This is a genomic window from Nocardiopsis moroccensis, from assembly GCF_055763695.1.
Window position 1 is genome coordinate 4,566,442 of sequence record NZ_CP199747.1, and the last position, 12,987, is coordinate 4,579,428.

Genomic DNA, 12,987 nt, shown 5'->3' on the forward strand with positions numbered 1-12,987 from the left:
CTTCGCGAAGTCGGGGGTCTCGGGCAGGGCCGTCACTGGCCGATGCGGGGGAAGGGTTCGGTGGAGAAGACGACCTCGACCGGCACCTCGAAGTACTTCGCGATGCGCAGCGCCAGGTGCAGGCTGGGGCTGTACTCGCCCCGCTCCAGGTAGCCGACGGTCTGGTAGTGGACCCCGAGGGCCTCGGCCAGCTCCCGGCGGGAGACGCCGCGTTCGGCCCGCAGTACCGCGATCCGGTTGTGGATCGTCTCCGTGGTGGCCGCCGACCTGGCACGGCGACCGTTCGACTTCTCGCTAGGCACGCTTCATCGCTTCCTCTCGGGCTGCCTGGACCCGTGACCCGGACTCGCGCCGTGCCATCCGACGCAGGACCCACTGGGCAGCCACGAGCCCGACCAGCGCCCAGACTGCCAGAACCCCCGCCACCTGCGGCAGTTGCCAGGATCCCGCGAGTTCGAGGGCGGCGTAGGAATCCGGCAGCATCGCGGCACGGACCCCCAGGCCGAGCCAGTACACCGGCAGGATCTGGCCGACGACCTGCACCCAGTCGGGCATGAACTCGAAGGGGAACATGAGGCCGGAGGCCATGACGATGAGGATGGTGGGAAACACCGCCAGCGTGACCCCCATACGCGGGTTGCTGATGAACGAGCCGATGATCGCCCCGATGGGTGCGAGCGCGAGCATGCCGAGCACGCACACCCAGAGCAGGATCAGGGCGTCGGTCCACCGCTCGAAGCCGAAACCGTCGACGAACAGCAGTCCCGGAACCACCATGAGGGCCATGGCCGTGACCGACATGGCCGCGACGTGCACGGCCTTGCCGACGGTGTACCCCAGCAGCCCGCGCGGAACGGCCTTGGCCCGCAGCAGCGTGCCGTCCTCCCGTTCGTTGGCCAGGACCTGGAGGACGGTGGTCACTCCCAGCATCACCAGGAAGAAGGCCGCGCCGCCGCTGAGGACGACCGCACCGATCGGGTGGCCCTCGTCGTCCGCCATCCCGGTGCTGTTGAAGGCGATGGCCATCCCCAGGAACAGGAGCGGCATGTACAGGTAGCCGAACAGCTCCTGGGCGCTGCGGAAGGACAGTGTGAACTCGATCCAGCCCCGGGAGAGGCCGGCCCGGAGCGCGTTGAGGGTGCTGTTCATCGGATCTCCCCGAAGTCGGCGGCGGCGCTCTCGGCGTCTCCGCTCTCGTGCCGCTGGACCATGGCCATGTACACGTCCTCCAGGGACGGCCGGGTGACCTTCAGGTCGGTGATCCCGTCCCCGTGCACGGCGTACAGTTCCGCGACGTGCCTGGCCGGGTTGTCGGTGCTGTGGACGTGGCGCGCGCCGTCGGCGGTCCAGACGACCTCGCTGTCCCGGGCGACCAGGCGGGCCAGCTGGTCGGCGCTGCCGTCGGCGACGATCGTGCCCCCGGCGAGGAGGAGGATGCGGTCGGCGAGTTTCTCGGCTTCGTCCAGGTCGTGGGTGGTGAGCAGGATCGTGGTGTCCTCCTCGTCGGCGAGACGGAACACCAGGTCGTGGAAGTCCCGGCGGGCCTTCGGGTCGAACCCGGCGGTGGGTTCGTCCAGGAAGAGGACCTCGGGGCGGCCGACCACGCCGATCGCCACGTCGAGTCGGCGGCGCTGACCCCCGGAGAGGGTCTTGACCCGCTGGTACGCCTGTTCGGTGAGGCCGACCAGGGCGAGGAGTTCGTCGGTGTCGTGCGGACGGACGCGGCCGGGCCGGGAGTGGGGGGCGTAGAACCGGCCGAAGTGGTGGAGCAGGTCCCGCGCCCGCCAGGCGGCGTGGTCACGCCAGGACTGCAGGACCACCCCAAGTCGGGAGCGCCACTCCTCGTCGCCGTGCTCGGGGTCGGAGCCGAGGACCTCGACCTCTCCGGCCGATCGGCGCCGGAAGCCCTCCAGGATCTCGATGGTGGTGGTCTTGCCCGCCCCGTTGGGGCCCAGAAGCGCGATCACCTCGCCCCGCCGCGCGGTGAGGTCGACCCCCTTCAGGACCTCGGTGCTGCCGTAGTTCATCCGCAGGCCGCTGGCCCGCAGCACGGTCTCGGTGGGGTGGCCGGAGGCCGCAGGGCTGACCCTGGACCGGTCCGTGGGTACCTGGTTCGTCACAGCTCTCCCTCCTTTCGTACTTAGTCTACTTTGATTGATAGTACTCCTACTACATTTTTGGGCACAGGGGGAGTCGAGAGCCGAAGGGCGACCGCGTCCGCCCGGAGACGGGGTTCCAAAACCGAAACCGCAGGTCAACCAAGCAAACGGAAAGGATGTGGCCACATCCGGCCACAGCACATCCGGGTACGGATACTCAGTGATCCGTCACTCTCGGACGTGAGAATGGTGCCGACGACCCATAGGGCAGGAGACTTCCATGCGCTTCAGCTACACCAGGCTCCTCGTCAACGACTACGAGGCCTGTTTCCGCTTCTACGCCGACATCCTCAAGCTCCCCGTCCTCTGGGGCGACGAGAACAGCCGCTACGCCGAGTTCGACGTGCACTCGCAGACCAGGCTGGCGATCAACCAGCGCGAGGTGATGGCCGAGGCCCTGGAGACCGACACCGCCGACCCGGAGCTGCCCAACCAGGACCGGCTCGCGATCATCTTCGAGGTCGACGACGTGGACGAGGCCGCCGCCCGCCTGGTCGCGGACGGCGCGCGTCAGGTGATGGAACCCCGCGACTGGACCGCGTGGGGCATCCGCGCCTCCCACTTCCGCGACCCGGACGGCTACCTGCTGGAGATCAACAGCCCACTGATCCCGGTACCCGACCAGACCTGAGCCCGGACCCGGCGGACGCGGAACCGAGCCCCCGGGCACCCGGGGCCACGCACGGGGTCCGTGTTCGACCGCGACCCCTCACGCGGCCACGTGCTCCACGAGTAGTTCGTTGACCCGGTCGGCACGTTCCACCCCGAGAAGGTGCGCGGCCCCGGAAACCACCTCGAACCGCGAGTCGGAGAGCCCGTCGGCCAGCCTGCGCCCGTGCCCGGGCGGCAGCAGGGGGTCGTGCGCGGCGGAGACCACCATGGTCGGCGCGCGCACGCCGGAGACCAGGTTGCGCTGGTCCATTCCGGCCACGGTGTCGCAGATCGACGCGAAGGCGCCCGGGTCGGTACTGCCGAAGTCCTCGGTGAACCGGGCCGCGACCTCCGGGCGGTCCTCGGTCAGGTCCGGGGTGAACCAGGGCAGGACCACGTCCGAGGTGACCGATTCCAGCCCCGCCCCCCGTACCCGCGAGGCGACCCGGTCCCAGCGGTGCATGGGCGGCGTGCGCGGTGTCCCGGCCAGCAGCGCGAGCCGCTCCAGGGTGCGCGGGGAGTTGGCGGCGATCCACAGCAGCAGGGATCCGCCGAACCCGGCACCGACAGCCGAGACCCTGGAGAAGCCGTGGTCCTCCAGGACACCGAGGACGTCCAGGGCCAGGTCCTCGACGGAGTAGGGGCCCTCGGGCGCCGGCGAGGTCCCGTGCCCCCGGTGGTTGATCCGCAACACCTGGCGGTTGCGGGTGAGTTCGGGCATCTGGGGTTCCCAGACCGACATCTTCGTGCCGAACGGCGGCACGAGCAGCACGACGGGCGCGTGCACAGGGCCGTCGAGTCGGTACTGGAGCGGTATCAGGGCCATGGAACCTCCGGGTCGCCAGACCGCCAGGTTAACCGCAGGGCTTTCGCCGAAGCCAGAAAGTCCGGCCAGGCCGGTCAGGTGGAGGACAGTAACTGACCGCCATGCTTTCTAGAGTTCGGAGCACCAGGACGAACCGGACGAAGGAGAGCCATGACGGTGCAGACGGCGGAGCAGAACCAGGACCGCGCCCGCTCGGACGAGAGGGAGACGCTCCTGTTCTTCCTCGCGCAGCAGCGCGAGTTCCTGCTCACCACCCTCAGAGGGCTCGACCGGGAGCAAACCACCCGGCGCACCACCGCCAGCGAGCTCACCCTCGCCGGCCTGGCCAAGCACCTGACCGAGGTGGAGCGCGGGTGGGTCGGGTTCATCGAGGAGGGGCCGAAGGAGGTCGACTACGAGGACCCGAGGACCTTCGAGCGCCACGAGGAGACCTTCCGTCTGGTCGACGGCGAGACGCTGGAGGGCGTCCTCGCCGAGTACGCGCGGGCGTCGGAGGAGACCGAGGCCTACGTCCGCACCCTGCCGGATCTGGAGGTCAGCCGGAAGCTCCCGGACGCGCCGTGGTTCCCCGAGGACACCTCGTGGAGTGCGCGCGACGTCCTGCTGCACCTGATCCGGGAGACCGCGCAGCACTGCGGCCACGCCGACATCATCCGCGAGTCGCTGGACGGGCAGAAGACCATGGGCTGACCCCGACACGGACCGCATCCTTCGGTAGTGCGCGCGTCACCCTCCGTGTGCGAGACGATGGGGGCGTCCCACACGTTCCTGAGCGCCAAGGAGTGCGGCGTGAGCCCGACCTGGATCGACATCGACGACGAGGCCCTCCGGGAGGCCATGAGGTTCTCCGGTGCCCGGAGCGAGGATGACGCGGTCAACCTGGCCCTGCGGGTCTACGCGGCGCGCCACCGGAGCAGGGCCGAGACCCTCAGGGAGCGCGACAGGACGGAGCCCCCGAAGCGGCGGCGCCCGCGGAACTGACCGGAGCCCGCCCGGGCGGCCCACCGTGCGGGCTTCGGCGTCCGGTACGGGCACCGGAACGGACAGCAGCGGCGGTCCAGCAGCCCGCGGTCGTCATCGAGCATCTCGGCAAACCCGCGGGAGAGGTGCCGCACGAGTCGGCACCCAGGAGAGGCCCCGCCCCGGGCTGGTTGGCCGAACGCCTGGTCCGTACCGTTGGCATGAATCCTGAGAAGGTGGCCGCCCTCGACCTGGAACAGGCCGTGGACCTCTGGGCGGACTTCCGGGTACGCCCCCCGGTGACCCGACCCCCGATGGCTGCGGGATGTCGGCAACCTCCGCTCGGCAAAGCCCTTCCGGCTGGTTCCAGCCCGGTTGGAACCAACGGCCGAACGACCGCTAGGATTCGCAGCCGACACCGTCACGGTCACGATCCAGATGGGGGCCGTACCCCGGGTCACCTTCGTAAACCGGAGCAGCCCCGGCGGCGCGTGCTGCGTCACAGTTCTCATAGAAGGTGTCGAGACCTCCGCCTCCACCCCCGGGAGCCTGTTCGGTGGCGGTCTCCCGCACAGTCTCCCTTTCCGTTGCGGTGACCTCCACCTCGACAGTGTCCGTTGCGGTCGCGGTGACCTCGACCGTCTCGGAGGTGGTGACCTGCACGGTCTCCGTTTCCGTGACGGGATCGGATGCCTCTCCCGCACCACCGCACGCAGCGACCGCGATAATGACGCCGGTGATGGCGAGACTACTGAGAACAGCTCCACCAGCGGTGAATGTGGACGGCGTACTGATCATGCACCCATGATGCACCTTTTCGCACACATTAGCCGCGTTTAAGAGGAGCAGGAGTCGTCATCTGCTCGCACCCACGAGGCACCGCACGCCTCCCGCCGGCAGGAGGCCAGGACGACCTCCAGCCTCCAGCAGAACCCGGCAACACCTGCGCGGTCAGTTCCGCACCCCATTATTCACAGGGCATGGGAGCAAACGGCCCGCGAGGGACTACTCGACCTCGACTCCGGCACTCGGAGAAATTCTCGGTGGCGCGAGCACTCAGACAAGTGTCGAAACTTCCGAACACGAGAACGGGATGGGCCCACCGACCGGTGGGCCCGCCCCGTCTACGAGGTGGCGAGGGTCGCCTCCGCATCCCGTGTCGACAGCGGAACCAGGAACATCCTGGTACCACCAGGCGCAGGTGGGGACGGGCAGGGGACGGTCCCCGACACATCCGCGAGCATCCCGGGACACCCTGATACCCGGGGGGCAGTATCAAGCCAAGTATCAGGTGGGGTATTAGCGGCGGGGCGTCTGAGCTGAGAAGGGCTCGGGCGCCCCGTCCTCTCCCTCACTCCACGGATCAGGCACGAAGGAGAGACCGCGCAAGCGAGATGAGCGCTTCGAATTCCATTCTTTCCTCTCCACCTCGACCCTATACCTCTTTATCCCCAAATCCTCAAAGACTCCGAATCGGCGGGCTATCTCATCTAGCTCCCTCCGCATTGGGTCAACACACATGTAGAGATGACTCCCGTTCACACCAGCCCTTTCCCTCACATAAGCAAGATCAAATTTGACAAGCTTCCTCAGAGACCTCCTTGCAACAGCGCACTCGCATCCAGAAAATTCAGCAGCTTCAACTACCGTCAACCATCGCCGTGGAAGCTTCGACCACACTTCGAAGGGCCTGCCCAGCAGACCCTTCGAAGAAGTAAATAGCGGATGACACACCAGCAGTTCCTCAGTTGACCCAGACGACACGTGTACGTCTGGGTCAACTGAGGAAAACCTGTCCAGATTAATTATGTAAACCATCGAACGCCCGTTTTGACCAGAAGTGCGCCGAGCAATCCAACCTGACGAATCCAATCGCTTCAAGGACGCATGAACAGCACCCCTTGAGTGACCAGACCTCAAATGAAGCTCACGGAGGCTTGCCATCGGTGCAACGGTCGAAAAATCAATACCCATCAGCATGAGCGCACGCAAGACATCACGATCAGTACTTCCGCTTCGCCCATCGAAGGACATTCCACTCAGCACGAGAAGCGCATCTTCCAGTAATTCTGGACCCCACGATCCATGATCCCGAGAGCGAACCCCAAAGAACCTCTTGAAACTTGCGAAAGACTCTTCGATCCATGCATTAATCCTCACATTAGATACATTAGATCGAGAGGAACATGTTTGTTGAGCTTTTCCAGAGAAACCTCTGCGGGTTGAGCCACGGGCGTCGACCAAATCCCAACCGACGCGCGACGCGCGCAGCCTCTCAGACGAATACAACCGGGCCGACGGAGGCTCCGTACCAATTCCCCCCTCACAACCAGGCTGTCTGCGCCCCTACCGGGTGGCGTCCAACACTTCCCGAACCTCCGGGACGTCCCGGAACTCCGCGAGCCGCGACAGCACCACGCGGACCCGCTCGGACGCACGCGCGGAGGCCACGTCCCCGGACAGTTCGATCACACGGGCCGCGACGCGCGCGGCTTCCTCCGGTTCGTTCGCGTCCGCGTAGGCCACGGCAAGCCAGGATTCATACAACGCCCGTTCCCGCGTGGACGTGACCGGATATCCCCGAAGGACGCGGGAGAGCAGTGGAACGGCGCGGAGGGGCCGCCGGAGTTCCGTGTACACCCTCGCGTCCATCACCTCTAGCTCCGCCTCGTTCACCCAGTAAGCCCATTGCGGAGCGTCCCCGCTGTCGTCCGCCATGGCCTCGTGCGCGGCGCCCAACGACCGCATGGCGGCTTGTACGTCCCCGGCTTGCGTCTGTGCCCATGCGGCCCGGTCATGGAACAGTGCCCGCGTCTTCCCCGGGGCGTCCGGCCCCGCTTCCGCTACGGCCGCGACCGACAGAGCGACGCCGTCGGCAACGCGGCCGTTGTTCACGAGGTGGTAGCCGAGCGATCCCGCGAGTTGCGCCGCCAACGGCTTGTCTCCGGCTTCCCGAGCCGCGTCCAACCCAAGACGGTAGGTCTGTTCTGTACGAGGATCAGCCGCGTCACTCGCGACCCAACCGGCAATCTGTGCGAGTTCACCAACGGCCCGGAGTAGTTCCCGCCGTACCGCGTCGCTGTGCGTGGACTCCCGGAGCACACGAACGGCCGCGTCCAACTCGCGGAACACGGGGCCGAGTAGGTCCCCTCCGGCTAGAACGTCGTCGGCGAGCCGTAGGCCGTGCGCACGGGCCGCGAGATCAACGGCCGTTGTCCGGCCTACCCTCCGGCCGGTACGGGCCGTGAGTGGCGCGACAGTGTCCCCGGGAGGCAGCAGGGATTCCAGCGTTTCCGCAACCGGGACGGTTCCCTCCTCCGGGACCGTGGCTAGCTCCAACGTCTCCCGGGGGGCGTCCAGGACCTCCGCGAGGTGCGGAAGCCACACGCGCGGGACACGCTTGCCTCGTTCCCACCTGCTCACATCGTGGCGCGTCACGGTCGAACGTCCGGAGACCGCACACAGCGCGTCCGCTAGTCGGGCTTGCGACCAGCCGCGACCCGTGCGCAGACGGCGGAGCATTGCAGGGAGCGGTTCGGGGGTCATGTCGTCATTGTGACCCAGGGGCCCACAGCGGGGCCCACAGTTGGGCTACTCCGCCGTACATGCGGACGCGGAACGCTGGACCCCATCGGCCGGGCACGCTCAACGTCGATGCCGAAGACCTCTCCCAGCTGGCGCAAGCCGAAGCGGGCGTCTGAACGCCCGTTTGGTCAGAGGCCACGTCTGACCGGTCGGGTTCGCAGCGGTAAGAGGCGATCCTGAGCTCGTCGTGGTGGGGTCGCCCCTCGCCGCCGCACGTCTCCAACCACGGAAAGGAACAACCGCATGGCAGTCACCATCGCTCCGTTCACTGTGGAGCTGGAAAACCACGCCTTCGACCCTCGGTGGAACCGCGTCAACGGTGTGACCGTCTCGAACGGCGTGCTGCACATCGACCCCAAGGAGCACTTCTTCAAGGCGACCGTTCCCGGATGGCGGGTGATCGACTGGGAGACCGTCGTCACCGAGATGTTCCCGGTCACCGAGACCGAGGACGTCGCCCTGGAGCAGAAGGCGCTCGACTTCATCAAGACCAACGTGCGCACCACCCACGACCCGACCGAAGTCCTCGGCATCGCCTGGCAGGTGTACAGCCACCTGTTCCGCCAGGAGCACCTGCCGATCCTGGGTGTGGAGGGCATCACCGCCGAGCACCTGAAGATCCTCGCGGAGGTCTCGACTCTGACCGCGCTGAACAAGGTGGAGCAGGACGGCACGATCAGCATCGTCGGCCCGTCCTGGTTCTTCGCGGACACCGCGCAGGTGGTCTACGACCTGGACGAGCCGACCGTGGAGAAGCTGGACGAGGTCTTCCACGGAGGACTGTTCAACGAGAACCGCCGGATCGAGTCCATCAAGGCGCACACGGCCCTCGGTGGACGGCTGGTCCACGGGTGCCAGTCCGCCCCGGACCGCAGGGGCGGGGTGGTAGCTCCCTACGCCACCTCGATGGACACGTTCCGAGACCAGTTGAACGAGTTCCGCGACGAGTGGATCGCCTCCGTGCGCAACCTGGGTGACGCCGCCTAGACGAGGCGGTCGTCGGGGGTCCGGCACCGGCGACCGGGCCCCCGGCCCTGGAGAAAGGAAGAGCAGTTGAACCTGACAGCAATCCGCAGACTTCGCGGCGAGGTCCTGGAGAAGGCAGGTCTCAGCCCCGAGGTGGAATCCACCGTCCTCCACAGTTGGGAGCTCTCACACGTCGAGCGCCTGACCACCTCGGAGGGCTCACTCGTCTTCAAGTGCGCCACCGATCCGTTCACCCACGAGCACGACAACCTGACCGCAGCCTGGCAGGCGGGCGTGACCGTGCCGAGGTTGCGCACCACCCTGCGCACGCCGACCACGTTGGGGATGCTCATGGAGGACTTGGGCACACCCGTGCGTGAAGCCTCCGACGCCGACGGCGTCGCGGCGGCGATCCAGCTGCACAGCGCCTCGGCCCCTGGCTTCCTCCCGCCCGGTGACACCGAGTGGCTTCGGTCGCTGCCCAGCCGCGCCCTGCGCACCCTTCACCTTCTCCAGCGCGAGCGGTGGGAGGGCACCGACGACATCACGGTCACCCTCCAGCAGATCGAGAAGGCCGCGTCCGCGCGAGCGGAAGGCGCCACGCTGCGCCCCTTCGGGTGGGTCCACTCGGAGTTCCACCCTGAGAGCCTGCTGGTCACCGAGGACCACACGTACATGTTCGACTTCGCCAGGGCCTTCCGAGGCTCCGGCCTGATCGACCTGGCCTCGTGGAAGGGAACCGTGGACACCCCTGACCCGGACGGGATGCGGGCTCTGCTGGAGACCTACGTCGAGGAGGGCGGTCCCGCGCAGACGATCCAGGAGCGGGGCGGGCTCCCCGTCCAGAACTGGGCTCTGGGGTGGCACCGCGTCTGGGTCGCGGAGTGGTTCCTCGACCAGGCGCTGATGTGGATCGCCAACCCCGACAGCGACACCGCGTACCAGCGAGTCATCCGACGGCACGTCAACGACGCGGCGGCCCTGCTGCGCGTCTGAACCGAAGGGCACCGATGGCAGTCCACCCCCCGTTCCTGCTCATCGACATCGACGGCGTTCTCAACCCGTTCCCCGGCCCCGGAGGGTCCATCCCTCCAGGGTTTCGCCCCCACCGACTCGACCCGAACGGCAACCCCGACGTTCCGGTCTGGCTGAACCCCGAACACGGCTCATGGATCATCGCGACGCGCTCACTGGGCATCGTGCGCCCGAGATGGGCAACGAGCTGGAACACCGAGGCCAACCGCCTCATCGCCCCGCTCCTGGGCCTGGGCTCCATGCCCCACGTCGATCTCGGCAACCCCGACATCAGCACACCCCACCCGTCCGGCTACCTGTGGAAGCGCGACCCCGTCAGCGCCTGGTCTGGGGGCGCACCGTTGGTCTGGGTGGATGACGACTTCGCTCCGCCCGACCACGAGTGGGCCAGGGAGCGTGCGTTCAGCGGGGTGCCAACGCTGCTCATCCAGCCCGACCCGTACAAGGGACTCCAGCGGTCCCACATCGACGCCGTACGCACATGGGCGGTCGCGGTCATGCAGGACTCGCACACGAACGAGAGAGCAGATGAGCGAAGCGCAGCTTCACCCCACGGATTCGCTGGCGACCCCCAACGGGATGGTGGTGCCCATCGACCGTGACATCGTGCCGTTGATCCTGCGTCTGTGGGAACTGGGGCTGCGCACGAAGTCGAGCTGTCAGAACTACGGTGAATCGCTCACGGCCTCGGGGCCGGGGATGCCCGCAGGGGCTCAGAGGTGGTCGAACTTCTATCTCGATCGGGTCTGGTTGAAGCTTCGCCCAGACGATGGGGAGCGCCTGGTGACGCTCCTCGTCCACGACCCGAACCTGAGGTTGGCGATATCTCAGTGGGCCACGCCCGAATCGTGGTTGTGCGTGAAGCCGGTCCTGCCGAGCCCGGCGGGTGGTCGTCCGAGGCCCGGTTCTGAGGAAGTTCACCTCTTCTTCCCACGAGACCATCTCGACCGGGTGATGACCGTGTTGTCCCACCCGTCGAACGAAGCCTCTCTCTGGTAGCCAGAGCCCACCGTCGACAGCCGTCGTCCAAACTCCAGACCGACACCGTCGGGGTTCCCCCGAGAAGGTGGCCGCCCTCGACCTGGAACGAGCCGTCGACCTCTGGGCCGACTTCCGCACCGATCCGCACTGACCCCGGCAGCCACGAGTATCAGTCAAGGCCACAACAGGGCGAAAAGAAAACGGGGCGGGGCCACCGACCGGTGAACCCGCCCCGTCTACGAGGTGGCGAGGGTCGCCTCCGCATCCCCCCTCAAAGTACGGAGGCAACCCTCGCTCTGGGAAGCGGCCTGCGACTCCTCCCCCCTGGAGTCGCGGCCTTGAAGGTCTCTCACGTGGAAGCGATCTTGTCGTTCCGCGTTGATAGAGACACTACCCACCACACCCACGAAGAACAACCCTCCGTTACGAGAAACTACTTAAAGTGATCTTCATTCCTCGGCCGGGGAACCGCCAAGTGGCTGTGGCCATCGTCAACACGGGGTCATGACCAGCCGCTCGGAGGCCGCACATAGCCTGGACCGGTGAGATCACCGCTCCTCAGCCCGCGTTGGCTCGGCCTCCACCTCGCCGCTCTGCTCGTGGCCCTGGTGTGCACGGCCGGTGCCTACTGGCAGGGCAACCGCGCGTTCGAACCCGACCGCGACGTCATCACCAACCCGGTGGAGGACCTGGCCGACGCCGTGCCCGTCACCGAGCTGGGCGAACCCGGCACCTACCTGCACCCCAACCTCACCGCGAACACCGCGGTCCGGGCCCGGGGGCGGTTCGACGCCGACGCCCAACTCCTGGTGCCGCAGCGGATGGACGGTGCCGAGGGCTACGCGGTGGTCGCCCCCCTCGTCACCGAGGAGGGCGTGGCCCTGCCCGTGAACCGGGGCTGGTCCGCGGACGGCACCGACCTGCCCCCCTCCCCCGAGGGCGAGGTCACCGTCACCGGCTGGCTCCAACCGCCCCAGGACTCCTCCGAGGGCTTTGTCCCCATGGGCGAGTCCGAGGCGGGAACAGCAGAGCGGATCGCCCCGTCGGTACTGGTCGGCGAGTGGGACTACCGGCTCTACGCGGCCTACCTCACCCTGCCCGGGAGCGACCCCGCAGCGGGCGGGCTCACCCCGATGCCGCCGCCCGAGCCGCCCACCGAGTTCTCGATCAACTGGCGCAGCCTCAGCTACTCCGTCCAGTGGGCCATGTTCGGTGCCTCCGGGGTGGCGTTCTGGATCATCCTCATGCGCCGTGAACTGGCCGAGGCCCGCACCCGGAACACGGGCGGGGCCTCGGAGGAAAGCGGACGGAACCCGGATCAACCGGCGGGCGCGGGCTCCTGAGCCGCACGCGCGGCCGCCGACTCCCTGTCCCTCTCGGACCTGACCACACGGTGCTCGACCACGAAACCGAGTACCGGGATGGTGCCCGCGAGCACGACGCCCAGGGTCCGGCCCGCGCCCCAGCGGCGGTCCAGGGAAACCCACAGGACGACGAGCACGTAGGCCATGTAGACGTAGCCGTGCGGCATCGCGATGAAGAGCATCAGCGGTGACTCGGGACCGAACCAGTGCTCCAGGCCCTCGGGGGCGGGTGCCAGGGCGAACATCGAGCTCTCGCCGACCAGGTACTTGGCGGGCATGGCCACGAAGGTCAGGCCCAACAGGAAGACACCTGTGATGTAAGCGAGCACCCGGTACAACGCGAACGAAACACGCCTCTTGTCCACTGCGACCTCACCCATTCAACAACTTCGCCCCGAGGAGGGTCGGGTCCCCTCCATCGAGGCTAAGTGCTGTCCACCGCGGCGGGTCCCCGGGGTGG

15 protein-coding genes are annotated in these 12,987 nt (G+C 67.4%); 8 read left to right on the top strand and 7 right to left on the bottom strand.

Going from position 1 to position 12,987, the window contains the following annotated elements; genetic code table 11:
- Positions 1 to 32: 32 nt before the first annotated feature.
- Genes ACUKCB_RS20115 through ACUKCB_RS20125 form a run of 3 tightly spaced genes read right to left on the bottom strand, consistent with a single transcriptional unit; the run spans position 33 to position 2,027 of the window.
- Positions 33 to 302 (bottom strand): helix-turn-helix transcriptional regulator, encoded by a 270-nt coding sequence (locus tag ACUKCB_RS20115; RefSeq protein ID WP_452540334.1) that lies wholly within the window; start codon positions 300 to 302, stop codon positions 33 to 35.
- On the bottom strand, positions 295 to 1,149 hold the full coding sequence (locus ACUKCB_RS20120; RefSeq protein ID WP_473037148.1) for an ABC transporter permease: 855 nt from the start codon (positions 1,147 to 1,149) through the stop codon (positions 295 to 297). The genes ACUKCB_RS20115 and ACUKCB_RS20120 overlap by 8 nt, the downstream gene beginning before the upstream one ends.
- Positions 1,146 to 2,027 (bottom strand): ABC transporter ATP-binding protein, encoded by an 882-nt coding sequence (locus ACUKCB_RS20125; protein ID WP_473041078.1) that lies wholly within the window; start codon positions 2,025 to 2,027, stop codon positions 1,146 to 1,148. The genes ACUKCB_RS20120 and ACUKCB_RS20125 overlap by 4 nt, the downstream gene beginning before the upstream one ends.
- A 352-nt stretch (positions 2,028 to 2,379) precedes the next feature.
- On the opposite strand from ACUKCB_RS20125, the gene ACUKCB_RS20130 reads away from it, so the two are divergent.
- The gene (locus tag ACUKCB_RS20130) at positions 2,380 to 2,790 is read left to right on the top strand and encodes a VOC family protein (RefSeq protein ID WP_473037149.1); all 411 of its coding nucleotides are present in this window, start codon (positions 2,380 to 2,382) and stop codon (positions 2,788 to 2,790) included.
- A gap of 78 nt (positions 2,791 to 2,868) precedes the next feature.
- On the opposite strand, the gene ACUKCB_RS20135 is transcribed toward ACUKCB_RS20130, so the two are convergent.
- Positions 2,869 to 3,636, bottom strand: coding sequence for an alpha/beta fold hydrolase (locus ACUKCB_RS20135; protein ID WP_473037150.1), 768 nt, complete (start codon positions 3,634 to 3,636; stop codon positions 2,869 to 2,871).
- Positions 3,637 to 3,786: 150 nt separating this feature from the next.
- Here ACUKCB_RS20135 and ACUKCB_RS20140 point away from each other — a divergent pair, with 150 nt between their 5' ends.
- Positions 3,787 to 4,326 (top strand): DinB family protein, encoded by a 540-nt coding sequence (locus tag ACUKCB_RS20140; RefSeq protein ID WP_473037151.1) that lies wholly within the window; start codon positions 3,787 to 3,789, stop codon positions 4,324 to 4,326.
- 99 nt (positions 4,327 to 4,425) lie between these two features.
- Positions 4,426 to 4,617, top strand: coding sequence for a type II toxin-antitoxin system VapB family antitoxin (locus ACUKCB_RS20145; RefSeq protein ID WP_191276325.1), 192 nt, complete (start codon positions 4,426 to 4,428; stop codon positions 4,615 to 4,617).
- Positions 4,618 to 4,995: 378 nt separating this feature from the next.
- Here the strand turns inward: ACUKCB_RS20145 and ACUKCB_RS20150 are convergent, their stop codons facing one another.
- Positions 4,996 to 5,394, bottom strand: a complete 399-nt coding sequence (locus ACUKCB_RS20150) for an excalibur calcium-binding domain-containing protein (protein ID WP_473037152.1) — start codon at positions 5,392 to 5,394, stop codon at positions 4,996 to 4,998.
- A gap of 1,548 nt (positions 5,395 to 6,942) precedes the next feature.
- Positions 6,943 to 8,142: a helix-turn-helix transcriptional regulator gene (locus tag ACUKCB_RS20155; protein ID WP_473037153.1), complete on the bottom strand. Its 1,200-nt coding sequence runs from the start codon at positions 8,140 to 8,142 to the stop codon at positions 6,943 to 6,945.
- Between the two features lie 282 nt (positions 8,143 to 8,424).
- Here ACUKCB_RS20155 and ACUKCB_RS20160 point away from each other — a divergent pair, with 282 nt between their 5' ends.
- From ACUKCB_RS20160 to ACUKCB_RS20180, 5 genes are all read left to right on the top strand, one after another.
- Positions 8,425 to 9,168 (top strand): hypothetical protein, encoded by a 744-nt coding sequence (locus tag ACUKCB_RS20160; RefSeq protein ID WP_473037154.1) that lies wholly within the window; start codon positions 8,425 to 8,427, stop codon positions 9,166 to 9,168.
- A gap of 66 nt (positions 9,169 to 9,234) precedes the next feature.
- Positions 9,235 to 10,143, top strand: coding sequence for a phosphotransferase (locus ACUKCB_RS20165; protein WP_473037155.1), 909 nt, complete (start codon positions 9,235 to 9,237; stop codon positions 10,141 to 10,143).
- 14 nt (positions 10,144 to 10,157) lie between these two features.
- Positions 10,158 to 10,784, top strand: a complete 627-nt coding sequence (locus tag ACUKCB_RS20170; protein WP_473037156.1) for an HAD domain-containing protein — start codon at positions 10,158 to 10,160, stop codon at positions 10,782 to 10,784.
- Complete coding sequence (locus ACUKCB_RS20175; RefSeq protein WP_473037157.1) at positions 10,762 to 11,181, top strand: hypothetical protein; 420 nt, start codon at positions 10,762 to 10,764, stop codon at positions 11,179 to 11,181. Before ACUKCB_RS20170 ends, ACUKCB_RS20175 begins: the two co-directional genes overlap by 23 nt.
- 524 nt (positions 11,182 to 11,705) lie before the next feature.
- On the top strand, positions 11,706 to 12,506 hold the full coding sequence (locus ACUKCB_RS20180; RefSeq protein ID WP_473037158.1) for an SURF1 family protein: 801 nt from the start codon (positions 11,706 to 11,708) through the stop codon (positions 12,504 to 12,506).
- Here the strand turns inward: ACUKCB_RS20180 and ACUKCB_RS20185 are convergent.
- The gene (locus ACUKCB_RS20185) at positions 12,482 to 12,907 is read right to left on the bottom strand and encodes a DUF3817 domain-containing protein (protein WP_473037159.1); all 426 of its coding nucleotides are present in this window, start codon (positions 12,905 to 12,907) and stop codon (positions 12,482 to 12,484) included. The genes ACUKCB_RS20180 and ACUKCB_RS20185 overlap by 25 nt on opposite strands.
- Between the last annotated feature and the right edge of the window lie 80 nt (positions 12,908 to 12,987).

Bases quoted from the DNA above. Each gene is read 5' to 3' on its own strand.
- ACUKCB_RS20140 (WP_473037151.1), top strand. From the start codon at position 3,787: ATGACGGTGCAGACGGCGGAGCAGAACCAGGACCGCGCCCGCTCGGAC.
- ACUKCB_RS20160 (WP_473037154.1), top strand. From the start codon at position 8,425: ATGGCAGTCACCATCGCTCCGTTCACTGTGGAGCTGGAAAACCACGCC.
- ACUKCB_RS20120 (WP_473037148.1), bottom strand. From the start codon at position 1,149: ATGAACAGCACCCTCAACGCGCTCCGGGCCGGCCTCTCCCGGGGCTGG.
- ACUKCB_RS20170 (WP_473037156.1), top strand. From the start codon at position 10,158: ATGGCAGTCCACCCCCCGTTCCTGCTCATCGACATCGACGGCGTTCTC.
- ACUKCB_RS20130 (WP_473037149.1), top strand. From the start codon at position 2,380: ATGCGCTTCAGCTACACCAGGCTCCTCGTCAACGACTACGAGGCCTGT.
- ACUKCB_RS20135 (WP_473037150.1), bottom strand. From the start codon at position 3,636: ATGGCCCTGATACCGCTCCAGTACCGACTCGACGGCCCTGTGCACGCG.
- ACUKCB_RS20175 (WP_473037157.1), top strand. From the start codon at position 10,762: ATGGTGGTGCCCATCGACCGTGACATCGTGCCGTTGATCCTGCGTCTG.
- ACUKCB_RS20185 (WP_473037159.1), bottom strand. From the start codon at position 12,907: ATGGGTGAGGTCGCAGTGGACAAGAGGCGTGTTTCGTTCGCGTTGTAC.
- ACUKCB_RS20150 (WP_473037152.1), bottom strand. From the start codon at position 5,394: ATGATCAGTACGCCGTCCACATTCACCGCTGGTGGAGCTGTTCTCAGT.
- ACUKCB_RS20125 (WP_473041078.1), bottom strand. From the start codon at position 2,027: ATGAACTACGGCAGCACCGAGGTCCTGAAGGGGGTCGACCTCACCGCG.
- ACUKCB_RS20155 (WP_473037153.1), bottom strand. From the start codon at position 8,142: ATGACCCCCGAACCGCTCCCTGCAATGCTCCGCCGTCTGCGCACGGGT.